General features: G+C 73.2%; 18 protein-coding genes and 1 tRNA gene. 8 read left to right on the plus strand and 11 right to left on the minus strand.

Annotated features, from left to right (window positions below):
- Positions 1 to 161 precede the first annotated feature (161 nt).
- A complete protein-coding gene (locus CBOVI_RS01300) occupies positions 162 to 1,298 on the plus strand; it encodes an MFS transporter (RefSeq protein WP_010264656.1) in 1,137 nt (378 codons plus the stop codon).
- Positions 1,299 to 1,429: 131 nt separating this feature from the next.
- Here CBOVI_RS01300 and CBOVI_RS01305 read toward each other — a convergent pair whose 3' ends face one another.
- Positions 1,430 to 3,895 (minus strand): DEAD/DEAH box helicase, encoded by a 2,466-nt coding sequence (locus tag CBOVI_RS01305; RefSeq protein WP_125186193.1) that lies wholly within the window; start codon positions 3,893 to 3,895, stop codon positions 1,430 to 1,432.
- Positions 3,896 to 4,234: 339 nt separating this feature from the next.
- Here CBOVI_RS01305 and cspE point away from each other — a divergent pair, with 339 nt between their 5' ends.
- From cspE to CBOVI_RS01320, 3 genes are all read left to right on the plus strand, one after another.
- Positions 4,235 to 4,438, plus strand: coding sequence for a transcription antiterminator/RNA stability regulator CspE (gene cspE / locus CBOVI_RS01310; protein ID WP_010266781.1), 204 nt, complete (start codon positions 4,235 to 4,237; stop codon positions 4,436 to 4,438).
- Positions 4,439 to 4,783: 345 nt separating this feature from the next.
- Positions 4,784 to 7,843: a type I DNA topoisomerase gene (gene topA, locus CBOVI_RS01315; RefSeq protein WP_010266778.1), complete on the plus strand. Its 3,060-nt coding sequence runs from the start codon at positions 4,784 to 4,786 to the stop codon at positions 7,841 to 7,843.
- Positions 7,844 to 7,975: 132 nt separating this feature from the next.
- Entirely contained in the window at positions 7,976 to 8,998 is a 1,023-nt protein-coding gene (locus tag CBOVI_RS01320) for an ornithine cyclodeaminase family protein (RefSeq protein WP_010266774.1), read from the plus strand.
- 116 nt (positions 8,999 to 9,114) lie between these two features.
- On the opposite strand, the gene CBOVI_RS01325 is transcribed toward CBOVI_RS01320, so the two are convergent.
- The gene (locus CBOVI_RS01325) at positions 9,115 to 10,821 is read right to left on the minus strand and encodes an adenylate/guanylate cyclase domain-containing protein (protein WP_125186194.1); all 1,707 of its coding nucleotides are present in this window, start codon (positions 10,819 to 10,821) and stop codon (positions 9,115 to 9,117) included.
- 184 nt (positions 10,822 to 11,005) lie between these two features.
- Here CBOVI_RS01325 and CBOVI_RS01330 point away from each other — a divergent pair, with 184 nt between their 5' ends.
- From CBOVI_RS01330 to CBOVI_RS01340, 3 genes are all read left to right on the plus strand, one after another.
- The gene (locus CBOVI_RS01330) at positions 11,006 to 12,373 is read left to right on the plus strand and encodes a DNA polymerase III subunit delta' (RefSeq protein WP_125187326.1); all 1,368 of its coding nucleotides are present in this window, start codon (positions 11,006 to 11,008) and stop codon (positions 12,371 to 12,373) included.
- Between the two features lie 249 nt (positions 12,374 to 12,622).
- Positions 12,623 to 12,698 (plus strand) — tRNA-Thr (locus tag CBOVI_RS01335).
- A 475-nt stretch (positions 12,699 to 13,173) separates the two neighbouring features.
- Positions 13,174 to 13,419 (plus strand): hypothetical protein, encoded by a 246-nt coding sequence (locus CBOVI_RS01340; RefSeq protein ID WP_010270031.1) that lies wholly within the window; start codon positions 13,174 to 13,176, stop codon positions 13,417 to 13,419.
- A gap of 218 nt (positions 13,420 to 13,637) precedes the next feature.
- Here the strand turns inward: CBOVI_RS01340 and CBOVI_RS01345 are convergent, their stop codons facing one another.
- Together CBOVI_RS01345 and CBOVI_RS01350 are read right to left on the minus strand one after the other, a co-directional pair.
- A complete protein-coding gene (locus tag CBOVI_RS01345) occupies positions 13,638 to 13,838 on the minus strand; it encodes a PspC domain-containing protein (RefSeq protein WP_010270027.1) in 201 nt (66 codons plus the stop codon).
- 170 nt (positions 13,839 to 14,008) lie between these two features.
- Positions 14,009 to 16,141, minus strand: coding sequence for an acyl-CoA dehydrogenase family protein (locus CBOVI_RS01350; protein WP_010266442.1), 2,133 nt, complete (start codon positions 16,139 to 16,141; stop codon positions 14,009 to 14,011).
- Positions 16,142 to 16,250: 109 nt separating this feature from the next.
- On the opposite strand from CBOVI_RS01350, the gene CBOVI_RS01355 reads away from it, so the two are divergent.
- Positions 16,251 to 17,639 (plus strand): MFS transporter, encoded by a 1,389-nt coding sequence (locus CBOVI_RS01355; RefSeq protein ID WP_010266443.1) that lies wholly within the window; start codon positions 16,251 to 16,253, stop codon positions 17,637 to 17,639.
- A 147-nt stretch (positions 17,640 to 17,786) separates the two neighbouring features.
- Here CBOVI_RS01355 and CBOVI_RS01360 read toward each other — a convergent pair whose 3' ends face one another.
- The 7 genes from CBOVI_RS01360 to CBOVI_RS01390 form a co-directional block, all read right to left on the minus strand.
- Positions 17,787 to 18,704, minus strand: coding sequence for an NAD-dependent epimerase/dehydratase family protein (locus CBOVI_RS01360; protein ID WP_010266447.1), 918 nt, complete (start codon positions 18,702 to 18,704; stop codon positions 17,787 to 17,789).
- A 77-nt stretch (positions 18,705 to 18,781) separates the two neighbouring features.
- Entirely contained in the window at positions 18,782 to 19,171 is a 390-nt protein-coding gene (locus tag CBOVI_RS01365) for a DUF2304 domain-containing protein (protein WP_125186147.1), read from the minus strand.
- Positions 19,168 to 19,899, minus strand: coding sequence for a polyprenyl-phospho-N-acetylgalactosaminyl synthase PpgS (gene ppgS, locus CBOVI_RS01370; protein WP_010272305.1), 732 nt, complete (start codon positions 19,897 to 19,899; stop codon positions 19,168 to 19,170). The genes CBOVI_RS01365 and ppgS overlap by 4 nt, the downstream gene beginning before the upstream one ends.
- A 65-nt stretch (positions 19,900 to 19,964) precedes the next feature.
- On the minus strand, positions 19,965 to 20,957 hold the full coding sequence (locus tag CBOVI_RS01375) for a glycosyltransferase (RefSeq protein WP_010272302.1): 993 nt from the start codon (positions 20,955 to 20,957) through the stop codon (positions 19,965 to 19,967).
- A gap of 43 nt (positions 20,958 to 21,000) precedes the next feature.
- Complete coding sequence (locus tag CBOVI_RS01380; RefSeq protein ID WP_290214911.1) at positions 21,001 to 22,635, minus strand: polysaccharide biosynthesis protein; 1,635 nt, start codon at positions 22,633 to 22,635, stop codon at positions 21,001 to 21,003.
- A 10-nt stretch (positions 22,636 to 22,645) separates the two neighbouring features.
- Complete coding sequence (locus CBOVI_RS01385; protein ID WP_125186425.1) at positions 22,646 to 24,202, minus strand: M1 family metallopeptidase; 1,557 nt, start codon at positions 24,200 to 24,202, stop codon at positions 22,646 to 22,648.
- Positions 24,203 to 24,410: 208 nt separating this feature from the next.
- The gene (locus CBOVI_RS01390) at positions 24,411 to 25,520 is read right to left on the minus strand and encodes an alpha/beta hydrolase (protein ID WP_010275071.1); all 1,110 of its coding nucleotides are present in this window, start codon (positions 25,518 to 25,520) and stop codon (positions 24,411 to 24,413) included.
- Positions 25,521 to 25,570 lie beyond the last annotated feature (50 nt).

A 25,570-nucleotide genomic window follows, 5' to 3' on the forward strand; every position in this document is an offset into this window, starting at 1 on the left:
CGCCGCCCCGGTGGCGGAGGTTCCGGTGTTAGACTCTTAAGCCTGATATTGGTACGGCGGCGGTCCATCGGAGCGGCGCGTCGGACCTGCACGGACCGACACGGACCGGCACACATTCCGGGAATGCCCGACGGGTCACCGTCACCAGCGAAGGACGAGGAATGATTTTTCGACTCTGGCCGTTCATCATCGGGAGCGTCGCGTTAGGGCTCGACGCCTACATCATCGCCGGGCTGCTTCCGCTGATGGCACCGGACCTCTCCGCGAGTGAGGGGATGGTCGGGCTGGGCGTCACCGCGTTCACCGGCGCCTACGCGGTCACCGGCCCCGTCCTCGCCGGCGCGGCCGGCCGGAACCCCGGGAGGAGCCTGTCCATTGCGCTTGCGGTGTTCACCCTGGGGAATCTCGCCACGGCGTTCACGTCGAGTCTGGCGGTGTTCATCATCGCCCGCATCGTCGCGGGAGGTGCCGCCGGCGTGTACTCCCCCCTGTCGTCCGCGGTCGCGGCGGCGTCGGTCCCGGAGAAGAACCGGGGCCGGGCCCTCGGCCTCGTTCTCGCGGGCCTGGCGATGGGAACGGTCTTCGGCGTGCCGCTCGGCCTCATCCTGACGAAGGCCACGTCGTGGAGGATCGGCATCCTCCTCGTCACCGTCGTGGGGGTCGTCGCCCTGGCCGGCGTCTTCTTCTCGAACAGCAGGGACCTCCCGGGCGTCGAGGCCCCCTCGCTCGGCGACCGCCTGCGCTCGGTGGGGACCCTCCCGAACCTCACCACGGTCTCGGTCACGCTGCTCACCGGCATCGCGTCCCTCGGTCTCTACACCTACATCACGTCGGTGCTCGGTGACACGGGGCTCCGTGACAGTTCCACGCTGGGGATCTGGATCTGGGGGCTCGGCGGCGCCGTCGGCGTGCTCCTCATCGGGCGACTGATCGACCGCGTGGGGAACTCGTTGCGCATCACCGCGGTGATTCTCGTGCTCCTGACGGTCTCCCTGCTTGTCGTGGGCACGGGCCCCGCCGTCTGGGTGCTGGGCGTGGCGCTGTTCGTCTGGGGTGCCGCGGGGTGGGCGTCCCTCGCACCCCAGCAGGACACGCTCCTCACGGCCAACCCGCACGACGGCGCCACGGCGGTCGCGGCGAATGCGTCGGCGAACTACCTCGGGTCCGCGATCGGGTCCGCGCTCGGGGCGGCGGTGGTGGCGGCCGGGGTGTCCGGGACGAACCTGGCGTACCTCGCGGCAGTGCCTGTCGTCGTGGCCCTCGGCCTCCACCTCCTGCGGATGCGTCTGGCCCGCTGACCCGCCGCCCGCGGCGACCGCAGGGAGTGTCACGGCCCCGCCGACTCTCGCCCCCGCCGCCCCCCGTCGACCGCCACTCACCGCCGAGTGTCACGTCATGCGGTTCCCCACCGGTACGGAACGCCCCGCGCTCACCCGCGACCCCCGTCCTGCGCCGCGAGCGTCCGCAGCACGGCCACGGCCCCGGCCTTGAACAGCGGGTCGTTGCCGTTGCCGCACTTCGGGGACTGGATGCACGAGGGGCACCCGGACTCGCACGGGCACGCCTCCACGGCGTCGGCCGTCGCCCGCATCCACTCGCCGAACCGCCGGAACCCGCACTCGGCGAACCCGGCCCCGCCGGCGTAGCCGTCGTAGACGAAGACCGTCGGCAGCCCGGTGTCCGGGTGCAGGACGGTGGACAACCCGCCGATGTCCCACCGGTCGCACGTCGCGAGCAGCGGCAACAGCCCGATGGCCGCGTGCTCGGCGGCGTGGAGCGCCCCCGGCCACAGCGGCTCCTCCACGCCCGCCGCGAACAGGGCCTCCGGCTCGACGGTGTACGCCACCGCCCGCGTCCGCAGGTCCGTCGGCGGCAGGTCCAGCGGCACGGTCTCCAGGACCTCCCCGCCGGGCAGCCGCCGCTGGTACCCGGTGACGCGGTGCGTGACCTGGACGTCCACGTCCGCCAGCCACACCCCGGGCCCCCACGGCACGGTCCGCCGGGCGCGGAGCACGGCGACGGACGTGTCCCGCTGTGTCGTCGTGTACCACTCCGGCTGGTCCGGGTGTGTCACGGCGATGAGCTCGTCGAGGTCGAGGGTGTCGACGACGTAACTCTCCCCCTGGTGGACGTACACCGCGCCCGTGTGCACGTCGGCGACGGCACGGGCGGTGTCGACCGTCCCCAGCACCGCCCCCGTCGTCCCGTCGACGACCACCACCGCGTCCCCGGTCCCGCCCCGGAGGTTCACCCGCCCGTGGGACCGGTCGGCGATCTCGACCGTCGCGCAGAACACCCCGCGCGGCCGCCGCCGCAGCACACCCCGCCGGATGAGGGTGTCGACGACCCCCTCCGCGCCCCACGCGGCGATCTCGCCGTCGGCCAGCGGGCGTTCGGCGGCGGCGCACACCACGTGGTCGGCCAGCACGTACGGGTTCGACGGGTCGAAGACACTCGCCTCGACGGGCCGGTCGAGCAGCGCCTCGGGGTGGTGGACGAGGTAGGTGTCCATCGGGTCGTCGGACCCGACCATGACGACCAGCGCCCCCTGGCCGCGCCGCCCGGCCCGACCCGCCTGCTGGCGGAAACTGGCGACGGTGCCGGGGAAGCCGGCGCAGACGACGGCGTCGAGCCCCCCGACGTCGATGCCCAGCTCGAGGGCGTTCGTCGTCGCGACCCCGAGCAGGTCCCCGTCGTCGAGGCGGCGTTCGAGGTCCCGCCGGTCCTCCGGGGTGTAGCCGGCCCGGTAGGCGGCGACGCGCCGGGCGTCACCGGGCCGGCCGAGCGTGCCGAGGGTCTCCGCGCAGGCGAGGGCGACGAGCTCCGCACCCCGGCGGGACCGGACGAACGTCAGCGTCCGGGCTCCCTGGGCGATGAGGCGGGCCATGATGTCGGCGGACTCCGTCGTCGCGGCGCGCCGCACCGGGGCCCCGTGCTCGCCGACGACGTCGGGCAGGAAGCCCGGTTCCCACAGGGCGACGGTGCGTTCGCCCTGCGGTGACCCGTCGGTCGTGACGGCGGTGACGTCCCGCCCCGTGAGCCGGGCGGCGTGGCCGGCGGGGTCGGCGGTGGTGGCGCTGGCGAGGATGAGCGTCGGGTCGGCGCCGGTGAGCCGGAGCAGCCGCCGGAGGACGAGGGAGACGTGCGCGCCGAACACGCCCCGGTAGACGTGGCACTCGTCGACGACGACGTACCGCAGCGTGCGCAGCAGCCGGGTCCACCGCGCCGGGTTGCCGAGGACCGAGGCGTGCAGCATGTCGGGGTTCGTCACGATGAGCCGGGACTCCTCCCGGATCGTGCGGCGGGCCTCGGGCGGGGTGTCGCCGTCGTAGGTGGCGACCATGACGTCGGTGAGCCCGGCGTCCCGGCACAGGTCCACGAGCGACCGCCGCTGGTCCTGGGCGAGGGCCTTCGTGGGGGCGATGTACAGGGCCGACGCGGTCGGCTCCTCCGTGAGGGCGGTGAGGACCGGCAGCTGGTACGCGAGCGACTTGCCGGAGGCGGTGCCGGTGGAGACGACGACGTCGTGCCCGGCCCGCGCGAGCTCCGCGGTCTCCGCCTGGTGCGAGTACAGGCGGTCGACGCCGCGCGCGTCGAGGGCGGCGCGCAGCCCGGGGGTGGTCCAGGCGGGGAGGTCGACGGGGGCGGCGGGCCGCGCGGGGACGGTGCGCACGTGGGTGAGCGTGGACTCCGGCAGGGCCGGGGTGACCCCCGCGAGCAGCTCGCCGCCGAACGTCGTCGGGGCGCCCCCGCCCCCGGTGCCGCCCCCGCCGGCCGTGTCCGCGCCCCCGGTGCCGCTCCCGGCGCCGCTCCCGCCGCCGGAGCCGCTCCCGTCGGCGGTGCCCCCGGACCCGCCGTGCTCAGTACGGATGTGACAGTCATCGGGCCCGGGCATGGGACCGAGCATAGCGCCCCCGTCGGGGCCGTCGGACGGCGGTGGGTGCCCCTTCATGTGCCCTCCTGACGCGGTGTGACCTGGCATTTTCAAGAAATCTCGGGTCTGAGGTAGTGCATCCGGCCCAAACGTGACAGACTGTGACGTGGTCGCAGTTTCTTCGCGCTGTTTTGCTTTCTCGACTCGGACTGTGTTTCTGACACATCCGTGGTGGAAGTGAAGCGCTCGCGGGAGTTGTTTAATGCGAGCGGACTCTTCACCGAAGAGCGTTCCATCGGCCCGACCCGCTGCGAGAATGGTGCAGCAGTCGATCACCGAACTGCAAGAGAAGGTAAGAACATGGCACAGGGAACCGTCAAGTGGTTTAACGCTGAGAAGGGCTTTGGATTCATCGCCCCCGATGACGGCTCGGACGACGTCTTCGTCCACTACTCCGAGATCCAGGGCAGCGGCTTCCGCACCCTCGAGGAGAACCAGAAGGTCGAGTTCGAGGTCGGCGAGGGCGCCAAGGGCCCGCAGGCCCAGAACGTCACCGCTCTCTGAGGATGAGACCTCCCCCCACGGCCTGAGGGCCGGGGGACACCGCACCGCGGACGGGTTCACCCCTCCCGGTGCGGTTTTTTCATACCCGCACCACCCCGTCCGGACGCCCCCGGCCGCGCCCGCCCCCCGCGGGCGGGCCCCGACGGGTCGGTCGCCCTGCCGTTGTCCGGCCCTAGAGTAGGGTGAGCGTCATCCTCCCCGGTCGTGTCCCGGCAGGGTGTCCCGGCGAGGGGCGCGCCGACCGGACGGCGCCGTCCGGGCCGTCGGATCCGGCCCGTCCCGGCCCCGGCCGGCACGGTCAGGGAACAATGAACGTTGAACGCAGAAAAAGGTGACAGACCCGACATGGCAAGCAACGGCAGCTCCGGTGTGAAGCGCCTGGTGATCGTCGAGTCCGCGACGAAGGCCCGCAAGATCGCCCCGTACCTGGGACCCGACTACATCGTCGAGGCCTCGGTCGGGCACATCAGGGACCTGCCCCGGGGGGCCGCGGACGTGCCTGCCAAGCACAAGAAGGAACCGTGGGCGCGCCTCGGCGTCAACGTCGACGACGACTTCGAGCCGCTCTACGTCGTGAGCCCCGACAAGAAGAAGAAGGTCGCGGACCTCAAGGCGAAGCTCAAGCAGGTCGACGAGCTCTACCTCGCGACGGACCCCGACCGTGAGGGGGAGGCCATCGCCTGGCACCTCCTGCAGGTCCTCAAGCCGACGGTCCCCGTGCGCCGCATGGTCTTCCACGAGATCACGAAGCCCGCGATCCTCGCCGCCGCGGAGAACACCCGCGAGCTCGACCACGATCTCGTCGACGCCCAGGAGACCCGCCGTGTCCTCGACCGCCTGTACGGCTACGAGGTCTCGCCGGTGCTGTGGAAGAAGGTCATGCCCCGGCTGTCGGCCGGCCGTGTCCAGTCCGTCGCGACGCGCGTGATCGTCGAGCGCGAACGTGAGCGCATGGCCTTCATCGCCGCCGACTACTGGGACCTCACCGCCCACCTCCGGCTGCTCGACGGCGCCGGGGTGTCCGGCGAGGGCCCCCGGGAGGTCGACGCGAAGCTCGCGAGGATCGACGGCACCCGCGTCGCCCAGGGCCGGGACTTCACGGACCGCGGCGAGGTGCGCACGAAGGACGTGCGGGTCCTCGACAAGACCGCCGCGACGGCCCTCGCGGACGGGCTGCGCGGCCGCGAGATGCGGGTCAGCGCGGTGGAGGAGAAGCCGTACACCCGGCGCCCCTACCCGCCGTTCATGACCTCCACGCTCCAGCAGGAGGCCGGGCGGAAGCTGCACTTCACGTCGGAGCGGACGATGCGCATCGCGCAGCGGCTCTACGAGAACGGCCACATCACGTACATGCGTACGGACTCCACGACACTGTCCACGTCCGGCATCAACGCAGCGCGGGCGCAGGCCGCCGAACTGTACGGTGAGCGTTTCGTCGCGGACGCCCCGCGCCAGTACACCCGCAAGGTGAAGAACTCCCAGGAGGCCCACGAGGCGATCCGCCCGGCGGGCGAGACGTTCGCCACCCCGGGCCAGCTGTCGGGCCGGCTCGACGCCGAGGAGTTCAAGCTCTACGAGCTCATCTGGCAGCGCACGGTCGCCTCCCAGATGGCCGACGCGCGCGGCACGTCGGTCAAGGTCACCGTCACCGGCCAGGCCGGCAGCGGCGAGACCTGCGACTTCACGGCCTCCGGGCGCACGATCACGTTCCCCGGCTTCCTCAAGGCGTACGTCGAGACGACGCGACAGGCCGACGGCCGGGACGTCGCGGACAACGCGGAGCGTCACCTGCCGGTCCTCGCCGAGGGCGACGGCCTGTCCGCCGAGGAGATCAGCGCCGACGGGCACACGACGACCCCTCCGGCCCGCTACACCGAGGCCAGCCTCGTCAAGAAGATGGAGGAGCTCGGCATCGGCCGCCCGTCGACGTACGCGTCGATCATCAAGACGATCCAGGACCGGGGGTACGTCCTCCCGCGCGGGAACGCGCTGGTCCCGTCGTGGGTCGCGTTCGCCGTCGTCGGCCTCCTGGAGGACAACTTCGGGTCGCTCGTCGACTACGACTTCACGTCGTCGATGGAGGATGAGCTCGACGACATCGCCGCCGGCCGGGAGAACCGGTCGGACTGGCTCCGGGGCTTCTACTTCGGGGACGCGGGTGCCTCCGACGCGACCGCGGAGACGGTGGCCCGGCTGGGTGGCCTCAAGGCTCTCGTCGGGAACAACCTGGAGCAGATCGACGCGCGGCGGGTGAACTCCCTGCACCTCTTCGACGACGCCGACGGGACCCCGATCTACGTGCGCGTCGGCCGGTACGGGGCGTACCTCGAACGGACGAAGCCGGTTCCGGCGGGCGCGCCCGAGGGCACGGAGCCGGAGGTCCAGCGGGCGAACCTGCCCGAGTCGATGACCCCGGACGAGCTCGACCTCGAGACGGCGGAGAAGCTCTTCGCCACCCCGCAGGGTGGGCGTGAGCTGGGCCGGAACCCGGCGAACGGCCGCATGATCGTCGTCAAGGAGGGCCGGTTCGGGCCGTACGTCACCGAGCGGGTCACCGAGGACGAGGAGGCCGGCGCGACCGCGGAGGCGGAGCGCACCGTCGACGCCGAGTGGGACGCCGACGACGCGGAGCGGGCGAAGGAGGGGAAGAAGCCCTTCAACCGGACCACGAAGACCGCGGCGGCGAAGCGGGAGAAGCGTGTCCGCCAGCTCGTCGACGAGACGCTCAAGCCGGCGACCGCCTCCCTGTTCTCGAGCATGGACACGGGCACGGTGGGTCTCGACGACGCGCTGAAGCTGCTGAGCCTCCCCCGGGAGGTGGGCGTCGACCCGTCGGACGGGGAGGTCATCACCGCCCAGAACGGCCGCTACGGTCCGTACCTCAAGAAGGGCAACGACTCCCGCTCCCTGGCGAAGGAGGAGGACATCTTCACCGTCACCCTCGACGAGGCGCGGCGGATCTACGCCGAGCCGAAGCGCCGGGGGCGGCAGGCGGCGCAGCCGCCGTTGAAGCAGCTCGGGGACAACGACGTCTCCGGGAAGCCGATGACGGTCAAGGACGGGCGGTTCGGCCCGTACGTCACCGACGGGCAGACGAACGCCTCCCTGCGCCGGGGCGACAACCCGGAGACGATCACCGACGCGCGTGCGAACGAGCTGCTCTCCGAGCGGCGCGCGAAGGAGGCCGAGCAGGGTGGCGGCCGGGGCGCCGGGAGGGCGACGTCGGCCCGGAAGGCGACGAAGAAGTCCACCGCGAAGAAGACCACGGCGAAGAAGTCGACGGCGAAGAAGTCGACGAAGAAGACCACCAAGAAGACCACGGCGAAGAAGACCGCCACGAAGTCCGCGGCGAAGAAGTCCGCCGCGAAGGCGACGTCCGCGGCCACGCGGTCCACGACGACGTAGCCGGGCTCCGCGCCCGGGGCCCCGGCACGCCGGCGGGCCCGTACGCCGCACGAACAGCACGAACAGCACGAACAGCACGAACAGCACGACGCGCACGACACCCACGAGAGACGACGGAAGGACGGACGAGAGATGAGTGAGGCGGACCGGGCCACGGAGGTCACCCCGGAATTCACCTGGACCGACGGGGAGGAGCTGCGCCGGCGGTTGTCGATGCGCACGCTCGTCGACGTCACCCGCGCGGCGTTCATCGACCACCAGCACGGCCGGTTCGAGATCCCGGTGCGCGAGACCCTCGACGACGGCGCCCTGCTCGTCATGCCGGTCCGGCACCGTGACATCCCGGGGCTCGCCGTGAAGACGATGAGCCTCAACAGCGACCGGAACCCGACGATCGCCGGGACGGTGCTGTGGGAGGACCCGGAGCGGGTCCGCCACGTCCTCGTCGACGGGGCGACGGCGACGACGATGCGCACCGGCGCGGTGAGCGGCGTCGCGACCGACCTCCTCGCCCGGGAGGGCGCGCGGCACCTCGTGGTCGTCGGCGCGGGCGGTCAGGCCCCGGACCAGGTCCGGGCCGTTGCGGCCGTGCGTGACCTCACGACGGTGACGATCGTCAGCCGGCGGCTCGAGAGCGCCCGCCGGTGCGTGGAGCGGCTCGCGGACGACCCGGCGCTCGAGGGCGTCGAGATCACGGCCGCGGAGGACGTCCGGGCGGCCGTCGGGCGCGCGGACATCGTCTGCTGCGTCACCCCGGCGGAGGAGCCGCTGTTCCGGCTCGACGACCTCGCCCCGGGCACGCACGTCAACCTCATCGGGTCGTTCCGTCCGTCGATGCGGGAGATGTCGGGCCACGACGTCGCCTCGGTCGACCGGCTCGTCGTGGACGACATCGAGGCCGTGACGACCGAGTCGGGCGAGATCATCGACGCGCTCGAGGCCGGCGAGCTCACGGTCGACGGCCTGGAGACCCTCGGTGCGGCGCTCATCGCCGAGGACGAGGCGCAGGCCCGCGAGGGCGAGCCGCCCGTCGTCGGCGGCCGGTACGGTGCTGAGGAGCCGGTCGACGGCATCCCCGACGGGCTGACCGTGTTCAAGTCCGTCGGCGTGGCGATCCAGGACTGGGCGCTCATGCGGGCGGTCAGCGGGGAGTGACGGTCAGCGGGGGGTGACGGTCAGCGGGGGGTGAGGGTCCCGCCCGGGGCGGACCGGGTCAGCGGGGGGGGGGTGACGCTCCCGCCCGGGGCGGACCGGGTCAGGGGCGGCGCTGGTCAGCGGGCGCTGAGGTCCGCGCCCGGGCCCTCGCCGGGGGTGTCCGCCGGGCCCCGGCCCGCGGCCCCGTCCGCGGCGTGCGCCGCATCCACTGTGTCCACGGTGTCCACTGTGTCCGCGGCGTCCACTGTGTCCGCGGCGTCCACGGTGTCCGCTGCGTCCCCCGGGTCGACGGCGTCGGCCCCCCGGTCCGCGAGCGTCGGCCGGACGGGGCGGGCCAGCTGCGTCATCTCGCGGCGGCCCCGCAGCTCCACGGACTTCATCATCGTCCACCGGGCCTGCTCGGCCTCGTTCGCCTGGCGCACCGTCGCCGCGCTCGTGAGCACGTGGCCGGGGGTCTTCTTCGCGAGGTCGGTGAGGCGGGCGGCCTGGTTGACGGCGTCGCCGATGACGGTGAACTCGAAGCGGTCCTTCGCCCCGATGTGCCCGGCGACGACGTTGCCCGCCGCGACGCCGATGCCGGCCTCGAGCTCCAGCCCGCCGAGGTCCCGGTGCAGTTCACGGGCGGCGGCGAGGGCGTGGCCCGCGATGTCGTCGAGCGGCACCGGTGCGCCGAACACGGCGAGCGCGGCGTCGCCCTCGAACTTGTTGATCATGCCCCGGTTGCGGTGGACGACGTCGACGACCCGGTCGAAGAACTCGTTGAGCGCGTGGACGACGTGGGCCGGCTCCCGGGAGACCGCGAAGCCGGTGGACCCGATGACGTCGACGAAGAGCACGGCGACGGCCCGGTTCTCGCCGCCGAGCTCCGGCTTCTCCTCGAGCGCCCGCCGGGCGACCTCGTCGCCGACGTACCGGCCGAAGAGTTCACGCACCTGCTCCCGGTCGCGCAGCCCCCGCATCATCTCGTTGAACCCGGCCTGGAGCACGCCGATCTCCGAGCTGTCGTAGATCCGCACCGTCGTGTCCGTGCCGCCCCGGCGGACGCGGTTCATCGCCGTCTGGAGTTCGCGGATGGGGTCGACGACGTTCATCGTCACCAGCCGCGTCCCGGAGAACCCCGTGAGGATCGCGGTGAGGCTGAGCGCGACGACCCCGGGCAGGATCTCGCGCGCGTCCGTCGTGAACATCCCCGAGACCTGCGCGGCGACGAGCAGGAGGATCCCGAGCACCGGCACCGCGGAGGTGAGGATCCAGCTGCCCATGAGCTGCAGGGACAGCGGTGAGATCTTCGAGTGGTCCGGTACCCCGCGGGTCAGGGCCTTCGCGGCGACGGGCCGGACGAGCCGCTCGGCGACGAGGTACGTCAGGAGGCACACCATCGCCCCGGTGAGCGTCGCGGCGACGCCGACGGCGATCCCCCAGCGGGTCGAGTGGTGGGCGGCGACGGCGGTGAAGAGGATCACCCCGACGCCCCACAGCACCGCGCCGAGGATCGTCTGGAGGGCGGGGATGCGCAGGACGAGCGCCCGCACCATGTTCGGGTCGTACGTCCCGGGGGAGCGCTGCCACCGCAGCACCGGGGCGAAGAAGTGCAGGGTCACCGTGACCCCGGCGACGACGGCGATGAAGAAGTAGGCCCCGTAGAGCGCGGCCGTCGTCGTGTCCAGCCGGGTGATCTCCCGGGCCCCGGCGAGGGGCACGAGGAAGCGCAGGAACGACGCGACGGCGACGGACCCCAGCACGTTGATGAACAGCACGGTCGCCGCGTACAGGGGCCAGGAGGTCCCCCACACCCACGCGAGGTACCGAACGAACTGTTTCATGGCTCACACCATATCGGAGGGGTGGACGCCCGGGGGACTCTCCCCGGGGTCATCCGGGCACGTCGCCGCAGGTGCCTGTGGACAACGGAGGTTCTGTGGACGGCCCGCCCCGCGGGTGCCCCGGGCCCTGCCGACGGCGGGCGGACGGGAGGGGGCGTGACGGGCCGGCGGTTAGACTGTCCCCATGACAGAGCGGCAGGACATCTTCGGTGCGTGGTCGGTCAACGCGGCCGTCGCGGAGCCGTTGGCGGCCGCGGCCCGGACGGCGCGGGAGATGGTCGCCGCCGGGGACGCCGCGGGGGGCCGGCCCGGGGCCACCGACGCCGCGGTGCGCGGGGCCGGGGCCGGGGACGGGACCGGTCCGGGGGCGGGGACCGGGACGGCCGACGCCGCGGGCTCCGGTGTGATGACGCACTCCTGGCTCCTGACGGGGCCGCCCGGGTCCGGGCGGTCGGTCGCGGCGAAGGCCTTCGCCACCGCGCTGGTCTGCGACGACCCGGACGTCGTCGGGTGCGGGCGGTGCGACCAGTGCCGGAGTGTGCGCGCGGGCACCCACCCGGACGTGGAGTGGGTCTCGACGGAGGGGATGACCATCACGGTCGACGACGTCCGCGCGGTCATCCGGTCGGCCGCGAAGATGCCGACGGTCGCGCGGTGGCGGGTCGTCGTCGTGGAGGACGCGGACCGGCTCGGCGACGGGGCGGCGAACGCGCTGCTGAAGTCCGTCGAGGAACCTCCGGCGCGGACCGTGTTCGTCCTCTGTGCGCCGAGCACGGACCCGCACGACATCGCTGTGACCCTCCGTTCCCGGTGCCGGCACCTGTACGTTCCCACGCCCTCGCCGGCGGAGGTGGAGCAGGCGCTGCTCGCGGACACGGCCCTCGGCCTCACCGCCGAGCAGGCGGCGTGGGCCGCGGGGGTCTCGGGCGGGCACATCGGGCGGGCCCGCCACCTCGCGCGGGACGCCGTCGCCCGGGAGAAGCGGGCGACCGCGTTGACCCTGCCGAAGCTCGTCTACGAACCGGCCCGGCTGTTCATGTTCACCCGGTCGCTCGTCGCGAAGGCGGGGGAGGAGGCCGCGGCGTCGGTGGAGGAGACGGAGCGTCGGGAGCGGGAGGCGCTCGAGTCCTCCCTCGGCGTCGGGTCGAAGGGCAAGGGGGCGGCGAAGGCCCAGCGTGGGGCGTCGGGCCAGCTGAAGGAGCTGGAGAAGGAGCAGAAGAACCGGCGGACCCGGTTGCTGCGGGACTCCCTCGACCTCGCGCTCATCGACGTCGCGGGCCTGTACCGGGACGCGATGCTCATCGCGGCCGGTGCGGTGGAGGCCGCCCCGGGGGACGACGGCGACGGGCACGGGGTCCCCGTCGGTGGGCTCATGCACCCGGACATGGCGGCGACGTCCCGGGAGCTCGCGCGGCGCAACTCCCCGGAGGCGCTCGTGCGGTGCATCGACGCGGTGGCGGCGTGCCGGGAGGCGCTCGGGTTCAACGTGAAGCCGGAGGTCGCGCTCGACGCGATGGCCGGCCGCCTCCGCGAGTGCTGCCGCCTGGTCTGACTCGCCGCCCCGCCCGGTGCCGGGCCGTGCACCCGACGGTGTGTCCCATGGTCGGGGCCGCCGGGGTCGCCGGGGTCGGGAGCGTCGACGGTGGCCGGGGCCGGGTGAGGGGTTCGGTCGTGGGTCGCCGCTGGTCACCGGCCGTTTTGGTTGTCCGGTGGAGCGTCGGCTAGGATATCCCGACGTACGCAGTCGCGTGTGGTCGCGGAGATGTCCGTGGTCCAGCACGCAGTGACTGCGTGTCGGTACGCCGCCTTAGCTCAGTCGGCAGAGCGTCTCACTCGTAATGAGAAGGTCGCGAGTTCGATTCTCGCAGGCGGCTCCAGTGAACAGCAGGAAGGCCACCTCCTCCGGGAGGTGGCCTTCGCTGTGTCCGGTGACGGGCCGGGCGACGCGCCCGCGCGACAGGTGACGGCGCCCGACCGCGCGCCGCCGCGCACGACCGCGCGTGACCTGATGCGACCGCACGCCGCCGCGCCCCGACCGCACGTGACCGGATGCGACCGCATATGACCGCCCGGGGACGGGATTCGCCGGGCTTTTCCGGTGTCCGGTCACGTCCGGTCATTCATGCCCGTCCGGGTGCCGCCCCGGCGGTTTTCCTGTGATTGTCCGCGACCGCTGTGTGTGGCATCGTGCCTGGTCATGGGCGTAACCGTTGCCCTGACTCATGGTCTCTGAGAGGGCAACTTTTGTCTCTCTTATTGATCCTGAAGTCGGGACGAAGGACTATTCACACCCCGTGGGGCCGCGCATACTCTGAGTCATGTCAGTTTCCACCTGAGTGAAAGGCCACACACATGGGTTCCATCGACGAGGTCATGAGCCTCATCAAGCCGATCATCGCCGTCGCCAAGGATGCCGCGGCCCTCGCGACCTCCATCGCCACGACCAACCCGGTCGGCATCGGCTCCTCCGCCATCCACCTCGGCTCCAGCACGCTCGAGCTGACGCAGGCCGGCTCCTCCGCCATCGAGAGCTCCTCGAACGGTGCGGACGCCGCTGACGCCGCCACGGACGTCGCCGAGACCGCCGCCGCGAAGTAAGGACCGTCCGCTCAGCGGACCCCTCCCCGGTCACCGACCGGGCGACGGACACAGGCCCCGCCACCTCAGGGTGGCGGGGCCTGTCTGCGTCCGCGGCGTCGGTGTGCCCCCGGGACCTGCGCCCGGGGGGGGAGGAGACACGGGAGGCAGGGCGCTGCCGGTGCGCCCCCCCGGGACGTGCGCCCCCGGGACACCCGGGCCGGGCCGGTCCCGGCCCGTCAGCCCCGGGGCATGAGGATCCAGGCGGCGATGTAGAAGATGACCTGGGGGCCCGGCAGCAGGACGGAGAGGATCACGAGGGCGCGCAGCACCTTCGCGCTGACGCCGAGGTACTCGGCGATGCCGCCGCAGACGCCGGCGATGACCCGGTTGGTGGAGCTGCGGCGGAGCCGGGGGCGGGGGGAGCGTTCGGTGTTCATGGACGCCACGCTACGGGGAAAGGGACGTCGGGACCATCGGGGTTCTCCCTGATCCCGACCCTGATGTCCCGGGCCCCGGCCCGCCACCGGCCCCGTCCCGGGCCCCGGCCCGCCCCCGGCCCCGTCCCCGCCCCGGGGGACCCGGCCTGAGCCGGGCCCCGCCCCGGCGACTACCCCTCGGACGGGTGCGCCGGGTGCGTGTCCGCGTACCACTCCATGTCCGCGTAGTCCGTCAGCAACGGCACGGACGTGAGGGTGGAGGGGACGGCGAAGGCGTCGACGAGCACGGTGCTCCACGGCGCGAGGGAGTCCACGAGGTCGTTGAGCGCCGCGCGGGCCGCCTTCGTCCGCGTGCCGGTGAGCAGGTTCTGCTCCTGGTACCAGCCGGCGTGCTCGGTGATGAGGGAGAGGAAGTACGTGTCCCGGACCTGCTCGAGGACCTGGCGGGCGGTCTCGGACTCCAGCTCGGACTCCGCCTCGAGGAAGGCCTCGAGGATGATGCGGTCGACGTGCGCCCACCCGCAGGCGATGAGGTGGTCCTGGGCCCGGTCGACGACCTGCGCGGCCTCCTCCGTCTCCATCTTCTGCGCGGGCCGCAGCCGGCGGACGAGGGACCGCAGCAGGCTGTCCTCGCGGTTGGACAGCAGCTCGATCTGGTACGCGGGGTCGAACAGGGAGGTCTCCTCCTGGTTCGTCACCGAGTCGACGAGGTTCTGGATGAGGGTCTCGGCCGCGGTGCGCCGCTTGAGCAGCGTGCCGAAGCTGTCGAGGCCGAAGCGCACCATCTCCAGCGGGTTCAGGCCGCCGACCTCGCGGGCGAACCCGGTGAGCAGCTCCTTCGCCGCGAGCTGGATCATGACGGCGTTGTCGCCCTCGAAGGTCGTGAAGACGTCGGAGTCCGCCTTGAGGGTGGTGAGGAAGTTCTCCGTCATGTAGCCGGCACCGCCGCAGGCCTCACGGCACTCCTGGATCGTGTCCGTCGCGTGGGCGGTGTTCGCGGCCTTGAGGGCGGCGGCGTGGGCCTCGAGCTCGCGCTGGTCCCACTGGTCCTCCTCGGACATGGCGGTCCGGTCGGTGATGCGGTGCTCGAGCTCGTGGACGCGGGCGATGAGCTTGTTCGTCGCCAGCTGGAGCCCGTACGCGCGCGCGACGCGGGGCAGGAGGCGCAGCCGGTGGTTCCGGTGGTCGATGAGCCGCTTCTCCGGCAGGCCGTCGCCGGCGGAGAACTGCCGGCGCAGGTCGGCGTACCGCACGGCGATGTCGAGGGCGGTGCGGGCCGAGGCGCCGGCGGCCGCGCCGACGGTGATGCGGCCGCGGATGAGCGCGCCGAGCATGGTGAAGAACCGGCGGTTCGGGTTCTCGATGGGGGAGGAGTAGGTGCCGTCCTCGGAGACGTCGGCGAACTTGTTGAGCAGGTTCTCGCGGGGCACGCGGACGTGGTCGAAGGCGAGGGTGCCGTTGTCCACGCCCTTGAGGCCGCCCTTGTAGCCGTGGTCGCCGATGCGCACGCCCGGCAGGGGGGCGCCGTTCTCGTCGCGGATGGGCACGACGAGGCAGTGCACGCCGTGCGACTCCTCCTCACCCGGCGTGTGGAGCTGGCAGAACACGGCGGCCATCCGCGCGTCGCGGGCGGCGTTGCCGATGAACCACTTCTCGGAGGACGGGGTGGGGGAGTTCACGATGAACTCCTGCGTCTCCGGGTCGTACGTCGCGGTGGTCTCGAGGGACTGCACGTCGGAGCCGTGGCCGCGTTCGGTCATGCCGAAGCAGCCGAGGACGCGCAGGTCGATGATGTCCTTGATGAGGGGGACGTGCCGTTCGGTACCGAGGTTCTCGACGGCACCTCCCCACAGCCCCCACTGCACGCCGGCCTTGACCATGAGGGAGAGGTCGGCGTGGCCGAGGAGTTCGATGGACGTGAGGGTCGCACCGGTGTCGCCGCTGCCGCCGTGCTCGACGGAGAACGCGCCGCGCGGCATGCCGCTCTCGGCGAGGGCGCGGACCTGGTCGAGGGTGCGCTGGCGGGAGGCCTCGAGGTCGAGGGTCGGGTCGGCGCGGACGTCCCCCTCGGAGAGGGACGCGCGGACCGCCTGCTTGGCGTCGGCCCAGTGGCCGTCGAGGACCGCCTGGAGTTCCGGGGTGACCGAGGGGTCGGCGACCTCGGAGAGCTTGGCGGGGGCGTCCTGACTGCGGCGGATGCTGCGACCGCCGGTCGTGGACGGGGTGGCGTGGGCGGCGTCGCCGGTCGTGGTGCCGGGTGTGACGGTGCCGTCGTCGGTGGGGTGCGGTGTGTTCTGGCTCATGGTCACGAGGGTACGGAAAAGAGGACGACGGCACCGCGTGTGCGGCCCACGCGGAGGGGTGACACCGCTGACGCCGCTGCCGCCCGGCGTTCCCGACGGGGCTTCTAGAATGGTCGTCATGACTACCGGCGAACACTCCGACGCATCCGACGAGCCTGGTGACCGGGGGGTCGCACGCCCCCACGCCGCACCGGGTTCCCCCGGCACCCCCGGCGGGTCCGACGCCGTCAGACAGCTCCACCCGACCCGGTCCCCCGGGCGGGGCGGCGGGGCCCCCGGGTCCCCGGGCCGGCCCTCCCGCGACCGCCGGGCGTGGCTGTTCATCGCCTTCGCCGTGTTCTCCGTCGCGTGGGGCGGCAACGAGTTCACCCCGCTGCTCGTCTTCTACCGTGGTGAGGACGTGTTCAGCCCGCTGTTCGTCGACTCGCTCATGGCCGCGTACGCCTGCGGCATCGGCGCCGGGCTCATGCTCGCCGGGCCGCTGTCGGACCGCTACGGCCGGCGTGTCGTCATGCTCCCCGCCCCCGTCGTCGCGGTCCTCGGCAGTTCGCTCATCGCGGCGGGGGAGACCAGCGAGATCCCCATGTTCCTCGGCCGGGTGTGCGCCGGCCTCGCCGTCGGGGCCGCGATGTCGGCGGGCGGGTCGTGGATCAAGGAGCTGTCCACCCCCGCGTTCGACCCGTCGGCCGGCCCGGGGGCGGGCGCGAAGCGGGCGACGATGTCCCTCACCGCCGGCTTCGGCCTCGGCGCGGGGGTCGCGGGGGTGCTGGCCCAGTGGGGGCCGATCCCGGGCCAGCTGCCGTACTTCCTGCACATCGCCGTGTCGGTCGTCGCCCTCCTCGGCCTGCTCACCGTCCCGGAGACGAGGCAGTCCGCCCACCTGCGGGTGGCGGGGAGCTTCTGGACGGACCTCCGCGTGCCGAGCGCGCGGCACCCGCGGTTCCTCACGGTCGTCCTGCCGGTCGCGCCGTGGGTGTTCGGGGCGGCCGGGGTGTCCTACGCGATCATGCCGACGCTGGCCAGCGGGGTCGTCGGGGCGCCCGTGGCGTTCTCCGCCCTGCTGGCCGTCGTCGCCCTCGCCAGCGGCTACTCGATCCAGCAGGTCGGGCCCCAGCTGAACTCGGCGACGTCGGCGCGCGGCCCGCTGCTCGGGCTCGGGCTCGTCATCGTGGGGATGGTCGTCGCGTCACTCAGCGCCCGGCACATCACCGTGTGGAACACGGTCGTCGTCGCGGTGATCCTCGGCGCGGCCTACGGGCTGTGCCTCATCTCGGGGCTGACGGAGGTCCAGCGGATCGCCGGCCCGGACGACCTCGGCGGGCTCACGGCGGTCTACTACGTCGTGACGTACATCGGGTTCTTCTTCCCGATGATCCTCACGAAGCTGGGGGACTGGTTCACCTACCCGGTGATGCTCGGGTTCGGCGTGGTCATGGCGGTGCTGGCGTTCATCGTCGTCGCGGTCAATTCCCGACGGCACCTCCCCGCGGCCGACTGACCCCCGCCGGCCGGCCCCGGCGACGGGCGGCGTCGGGACCCTCCCCGGGACCGACCCCGCGACCGGCCCCGACCCCGGCCACCGCGACCAGCTCCCCGCGACCGGTCCTCCCCGGGCCCGGCCCCCGCGACCGGCCCCCGCCCCGGCTCACCGCCCGCGGAAGTACTCCACGGTCCGGGCGATGCCCGCGGCGAGATCCGTCTCCGGCTCCCAGCCCAGCACCTCCCGCGCCCGGGTGTTGTCGAGCGCGGACCGCGGCACGTCACCGAGACGCGCGGGCGCGAACGCCGGGTCGTCCGGGGCCCCGGCGGCCTCGGCGACGAGGCTGTGCAGCCGCCGGTCCGTCGTCTCCACCCCGGTGCCGATGTTGAACCGCAGCCCGTTCCCGGCCGTGCCGGCGGCGAGGATGAACGCCCGCACCACGTCACCGACGTACACGTAGTCCCGGGTGTTCCCGCCGTCGCCGAAGACGCGGGTCGGCTCCCCGGCCAGCAGGTTCCGGCAGAAGATCGCGACGACACCGGCCTCCCCGTGCGGGTCCTGCCGGGGCCCGTAGACGTTCGCCGGGGCGATGAACGCGCACTCCAGGCCGTACAGGTGGCGGTAGGTGCCCAGGTAGATCTCGCCGGCGTACTTCGACGCCGCGTACGGCGACTCCGGGTCCGGGACCGTCGACTCGGTGACGGGCAGCTCCGGTCGCCCGTAGATCGCGCCCCCCGAGCTGGTGTGGACGATCCGACGGACACCGTGGCGGCGGGCCGCCTCCGCGAGCCGGATCGTCGCGAGGATGTTCAGCGTCGCGTCCCCGACCGGGTCCTCGACGGACGACCGGACGTCGATCTGCGCGGCGAGGTGGAAGATCACCTCCGGGGCGGCCTCGGCGACGATCGCGTCGAGGTCCGCGGTGCGGATGTCCGCCTCGACGAGGGGCACGTCGTCGGGCAGGTTGGTCCGACGACCGTGGCTGAGGTCGTCGACGACGGTGACGGTGTGCCCCTCGGCGAGGAGGGCGTCGACGAGGTGGGATCCGATGAAACCGGCGCCGCCGGTGACGAGGGTGCGCATGGGCAGGGTTCTCCGTTGTGCGTTGAGGGGGGCGGTCGGTCCGCGGCGGGGCGCGGCCGGGGCGGGGGCGGGGCCGGTCACCCGGCGGGCGTGCCGTGCGGCGCGTCCTCCGCCGGTGCGTCGTCCGCCGGGGGCACCGCGTTCGTCAGGGCGACCGCCCGGGCCAGGCGGGCGTACCGCAGCTCCTGCTCGCGGAACCGGATGTACGTGGACAGCGTCGTGAACAGGAACGCGATGACCAGCACGTACAGCAACAGGTCGGTGCCCCGGGTGACCCCGAGCCACTGCGCGATGACCGTGAGGTCGTCCGGGCGCAGCACGGCCCACAGGCTGGCGACGACGAAGACCACGAAACCGATCTTCACCCCGGCCTTCGCCCGGGCCTTCCGCCGGTTCGACAGGAAGAACAGCCCCAGCGCGGCCATGGCCAGCAGGAGCAGGACCTGGATGACGTGTGTGCCCGTCACGGCAGCCTCCTCGCGATGAATCCGTCGGCGATGATGTTCACACCGTTGAGCAGCGACTGTCCCTTGGACATCGAGTACTCCGTGTACAGGATCTCCACCGGCTGCTCGGCGACCCGCCACCGGTGGGTGACCATGAGCCGGACGAACTCGCTCGCGTGGCTCATCCCGTTCATCCGGAGGTTGAGCTGGTCGGCGACGGTGGAGGTGAAGGCCCGCAGGCCGTTGTGCGCGTCGGTGAGGCCCAGCCGCCGTGTCGTCGGGGACAGCAGCACCACCGTGCGGAGGACGAGCCGCTTGATCCACGGCACCTGGGAGACCTCGTCCTCCGGCCGCTGCCGGCCGAAACGGGTGCCCACGATGATGTCCAGCGGTTCGGTGCGCAGCCGCCCGACCATGGCGAGCACGTCCTTGACCTGGTGCTGGCCGTCGGCGTCGAAGGTGACGAAGTACCGCGCGCCGGGCTGCACCCGGGCGTACTCCACGCCGGTCTGGATCGCCGCACCCTGGCCGAGGTTCACCGGGTGGCGCACGAGGTGCGCGCCCGCGGCGTGGATCTGGGCCGCGGAGTCGTCCGCCGAGCCGTCGTCGACCGCGACGATGTTGGGGAACGTCCGGCGTGCGTGGCGGATGACGTCACCGATGACCGTGCCTTCGTTGAAACACGGGATCACCAGCCAGACGTCCGACTGGGTCCCGGTCTGCGCCGGGGGCTGGGGCTCACTGTCCATGCTCGTGCGGGGTACCTTCACGTCCGTCGGGGGTGGATCGGGGATGGGGGCGGGGGTGCGCCGGGTCACCGGAAGAGCACCCGGTTCGCCAGGCGGAGCAGCGGACCGGGCAGCGCCCGGTAGAGGCTCCGGATACCGAGGTTAAATATAGCCCGTCGTCGTCCGACCACACCGTAACGCACCAGCCTTGTCTGCATCTCCTTCTCGGCGGCGACCATTCCGGGGGCCGTCCTGCGGCGCAGCGTCGACCGGGACATGCGGAACCACGTGAGTGGTTCCGGGAGGTTGGCGAAGCGCGCGCCCCGGGACAGCAGGTGCGCCCACAGGTCGTAGTCCTCCATGTACCGGACCTCGCCGTACCCCCCGGCGGCGACGACGGCGTCCCGGCGCATGACGACCGAGGGGTTGTTGACGGGGGAGGACGTGCGCATCGTCCGCGCGACCCCCGCGTGGTCGGCGGGCATCGGCCGGACGCCGAGGGACACGCGGCGCAGGGCGTCCTCGTCGAGGGCGAGGGCGGGGCCGCCGGTCGCGGGGTCGCGCGGGGGCGCGGGGACGGCGTCGCCGTCGAACTCGTGGAGGGCGGTGCCGAGGACGGTGACGTCCGGGTGGGCGTCGAGGTACGCCGCCTGGACGGCGAAGCGCTCCGGGGTGGCGGCGTCGTCGGCGTCGAGCCGGGCGATCCACGGCCGGTCGCAGCGGGCGATCCCCGCGTTCGCGGCCCCGGCGGCGCCGAGGTTGCGGGGCAGGCGGACGACGTCGCACGAGAGCCCGCGGTCGACGGCCGCCGCGTGGAACCGCTCGACGACCCCGTCGAGGGCGGGGGTGAGCGGGCCGTCGGCGACGATGACGGTCTGCCCGGCGGGCCGCGTCTGCCCGAGGAGGCTGCCGAGGCACACGGCGAGGTCGTCCGCCGCGACGCCCGCGTAGACCGTCACGACGACGGCGATGTCCGGCAGCGGGTCACCGGGGGTCGCCGCCGGCGCGGGGGCGGCGGCGGGTCCCGGTGCCGGGGTGGGGTCGGCCGGGTGGCCCGGTGCCGGGGTCTGGTCGCTCACGGTGCCTCCGGTGTCCTCTCGTCGCGGTCGCGTCGCCCGGGGATCAGGGATCCGTCGGGTGCTGCGGAGATGGTACGACGTCCCCCTCCGCCGTGGGGCGACCCCGCCCCGGCGTGCCGGGTGGGACGGCGTGGCGGGACGGGCCGCCGGCGGGGCCACCGCCGTCCGGGTCGGCGGCGGCGTGCCGGCCCGAGGAGGGCTCCGCCGCGTGGCGGCCGGTCGACGGGGACGCCGCGTGGCGGGGTGGCGTGGCGGCCGCGGGGAGGGTGGCGTCGTCCCCCGACCCGGACCCCGCACCCGGCCCCGGCACCGTCCCCGGGACCGGCTCCACCCCCGGACCCGGCACCGTCGCGGCGGCCCCGGACCCCGCGGCCGGGTCGCCCGTCACGCGCAGCAGGACGAGGTGGAGCACGACCCCGGCCAACGGCCCGAGCCCGAGGCCGAGCACCGCCCGCAGCTCCGGCGAGAGGTCCAGCCGGAACAGCAGCACCGCGACGACCGTCGCCAGCACCCATCCGCCGAGGTACAGGCCGTGCCGCTCCGCGGCGAGGGCCGCCGACCCGGTGACCATGAGCAGCGCCGTCGACGCCGCCGCGAGGGTGAGCCACGCGAGGACCCAGCCCGGGGACCACACCTCGGGGGTGAAGAACAGCCGCAGGATCCACGGCCCCAGGAGGAACGCCGCGACCGCCCCCACGACCGCGACCCCGACGATCGCCGCCATCGGGGCGGCCGCCGCCCGGAGCACCCGGCCCCGGGCCGTCGCGAACCGGACGATGAGCACCGGCTGGAACCGCTGGAGGGGCACGAGGATCGGCGCGCGGGTGAGCGTCACCGCGAAGATCACGGCGGCGAGGGTGCCGTCGGGCAGGGACGTCGTCGCCTTGATGAGCACCGGGAAACCCGTGATGATGACCGAGTTCGCGCCGGAGGCCAGCATCGCCGTGCCCGCGCGGCGGAGGAAGTCGCGGGTCGGCACGTCCGCCACGCCGTGCAGCGCGGACCGGGCGGACGGGCTCACCGCGGCGACGGCCAGCCACGTCGCGGCGCCGGCGACGGTCACGACGAGGAACGCCACGAGGTGCCACCCCGCCGCCCACGCGAGCAGCGCGAGGACGAGGCGCACGCCGCTGTCGACCGTGATGAGCACCGCGAACGGACTCCACCGGCCGGCCGCGGAGAGCAGGCCGCACACCGTGGTCTGGAAGGTGTAGCTGGCGACGCCGAGGGTCAGCAGGGCGACGCCGAGCGCGTGGTGGTCCGGCAGGAGGGTGCCGACCCACAGCGGCGACGTCACGGCGACCAGCGCGCCGAGGGCCGCGGCGACGCCGGCGGCGACGAGGAGCGGGCGGGCCGCGCCGGTCAGGGTCGGGGTGTGGGCCGCGTGGGCGCCGGCCGCCGGGGTGTGGACCGCGTGCGCGCCGTGCCCCCCGTCGGCGACGGGTGCCGCGCCGGCCGCGCTCCCTGTTCCGGCCCCGTGACCTGCACCGACGGTCTCCCGGTGAGCGGCGACGGCCCGCGTCGTCTCCTGCATGAGCCCGTCGATGAGCCCCGCGAGGGCGAAGAAGAGCCCCCAGTAGACCATGAACGCCTCTTTGCCGTCGGCACCGAGGGCCTTGTCCGACACCCAGATGACGAGGTACCCGGCGACGGCGACGAACACCGTCGCCAGCGACATCGCCCGCATCTCAGTGACCGCCCCCGGGGCACCGGCCGTCCCCGCCCCGCTGCCGGACGCCGCCCCCGGCGTCGACGGACGGCGCCCCGGTGCCGGCCGGCAGCGACGCCGCGACGTCGTCCGTGACCACCGGGACGGCCCCGCCGGCGGGGACGGGGAAGGCGGGGAGGGCCGTCGAGAACACCCAGCCGTCGAGGACCGCGCGGACGTCCGCCTCCGTCACCGCGGGGTCCGGGTGCGCGGCCGCGGCGGCGACGGCCGCGGCGACGAGGTCCGGCGTCTCCACGAGACTGTGCCGGTGCGCGGTCGTCCACCGGCGCAGCATGTCGAAGAACGCCCCGTCCCCGAGCACGGTCCGCAGCGCGTGGACGGCGAGCGCCCCGCGCTTGTACACGCGGTCGTCGAACATGTCCGCCGGGCCGGGGTCGGCGATGACGAGGTCCTGGGGGAGGGCCAGCAGGTCGCGGTGGTGGACCCAGGCGTGTGTCGCCGCGGGGATGCCCCGCGACGCCTCGAACCACAGCCACTCCGAGTAGCAGGCGAAGCCCTCGTTGAGCCAGATGTCCCGCCACTCGACGAGCCCGACCGAGTTGCCGAACCACTGGTGGGACAGCTCGTGGGCGATGAGCCGCTCCCAGGTCCCGCGCCCGTCGGCGTGGTTCCGGCCGAACGTGCTCATGGCCTGCGCCTCGACGGGGATCTCCAGCCGCTCCGGGGACACGACGACGGTGTAGTCGGGGAACGGGTAGGGGCCGAAGAGGCGGCTGAACGTCTCGACCATCGCGGTCTGGTCGGCGAAGTCGTGGTCGACGTCGCGGGCGGTGGGGCCGTCGACGCCGCCGTGGCCGTCGGACGGCAGCCAGGCGGTGACGGGCACGGACGCCCCGCCGTCGGTCACGGCCGGGCGCAGGTCGCGCCGGGTGAACGGGCCGCAGTGGACGGCGGCGAGGTACGTGGCGGTGGGGTAGTCCGCCTCGAAGACGCGGGTCGTGCGGGTGCCGCGGGTGGACTCGGAGACGAGGGTGCCCGTCGCGACGGCGGGGGTGTCCCGGTCGGCGGTGACGGTGATGCGGAACGTCGCCTTCTCGTCGGGGGTGTCGTCGCAGGGGAACCAGCTCGGCGCGCCGTTGGGCTGGCTGGCGACGATCGACCCCTCCTCGGTCTCCTCCCAGCCGAGGTCGCCCCAGACGCTGCGGACCGGGCGGGGCACGCCGGTGTAGCGGACCGTGAGCGTGAACTCGCAGTCCGGGGGGAGCTCGTCGGCGAAGGTGACGGTGAGTTTCCCCGCGTTCTGGCGGAACCGGCGCACCCGGGTGCTGAGGCCCCCGTGGCCGGTCACGCGGACCGAGCGGACGCGCAGGGAGGTCGTGAGGTCGAGGGTGAGGGTGCGCAGCGCCCGGTAGTTCTCGACGAGAAGGTCGGCCACCCCGCTCAGCTGGTTCGGCCCGACGGCGTAGTCGAGGTCCAGTTCGTAGCGGAGGACGTGGAAGCCCAGGTTGTAGTCGACCCCCGTGTACGGGTCACGGGGGCCGACGATCGGGCTGGTTCTGGAGGGGCGCTGTGACATCAGGTGTCACCCTACCGGGTGCGGGGGACGACGCCACGTCTCACCCGCGCTGACGTGCGCGGTCGGGCGGCCGCGCCGGGCCCGTCGGGCGCCGGCGGCGGTGCGGGTGGCCGGGCAGCCCGGGCCGGTTGGGGCGCCGGCGGCGGTGCGGGTGGCCCGGCCGCGCGTCCGGGTGCCGGCGCCTCAGCCGGCGTCCCGCGGCGGCGCGTCAGCCGAAGAGGCCGGCGGAGAGCACCGGCCAGGAGTCCCGCATGTCCTGCCGCCAGTAGCCCCACTGGTGGGTGCCGGCCGGGCGGAAGTTGAACTGGATGTTGTTCGTCTGCGGGGTGATGCCGAGCAGGCGGGTCTTCGCCTCGAGGTCGTGGGTGCAGGCGTTCGTGCTGGCCTCGATGAAGCCGCCCTCGACGATCGGGGAGATCGAGCCGAGCGGGCTCTTGCCCCGGAGCATCGGGCCGGACGGCAGGTCCATCTCGCCGGCGAGGCCGGTCGAGTTGGAGACGTAGATGTTGTGCTGGCCGCGCAGCTTCTCGGCGTTGAGCAGGGCGTCGTTGTTCCGGGCGACGTCACCGCCGCGCGGGCCCCACATCTGCTCGTACGTCGCGCCACCGCGGTTGAGCACCTGGTCGATGTACGCCTCGTACAGCGGGCCGGTCGTCGCCGCGCAGCCGGAGAAGGACCCGACCGCGTTGTAGAACCCGGGGTTGTGCTCGGCGAAGTTCAGCGTGGACGTCGCGGACATCGACAGGCCCGCGATCGCGCGGCGGCCGTTGCCGTTGATGGCCTTCTCCAGCGGCTCCGGGAGCTCCTTGGTGAGGAACGTCTCCCAGTTCTGGCGGTCGCCGCCGCCGTCGAGCGTCGCGTTCGGCTGCTGCCAGTCGGTGTAGTAGGAGTACGCGCCGGCCATGACGACGACGACGTTGACGCCCTTGTCGCCGTAGTAGTCGATGAGGTCGGTCTGGGCGAACCAGTTCGCCGAGCCCTCGCCGCCGTCGGCGCCGTTGAGCAGGTAGAGCGTCGGCAGGCTCTCCGCGCGCTTCGCCGGGTCCTTCGGCTGGATGAGGACGAGCGGGATGTCCCGCTTCATCGACGGGGAGTACGACGCGATCTCCTTGACGTTGTCGTACCGGTAGTTGCCGTCCTTGTCCCTGATGTAGTCCCGCCAGCCCGTGGTGTTCGGCTTCTGGTTCGGGGTGGTCTGGGCGAGGGCCACCGGCGCCTCGGGCTCCGCGGCCTGGGCGGCGGGGAGGGCGACGGTGAGGGAGAGGGGCAGGGCAAGTGTGACGGCAGCGGCCGCGACACGGGCGATGGATCGCTTCATCAGTGGGTTCCTTCGCGTGGTCGGAGGTACGACGGCTGGTCCGTCCGACC

This window comes from Corynebacterium bovis DSM 20582 = CIP 54.80 (assembly GCF_030408615.1).
GTDB lineage: Bacteria > Actinomycetota > Actinomycetes > Mycobacteriales > Mycobacteriaceae > Corynebacterium > Corynebacterium bovis.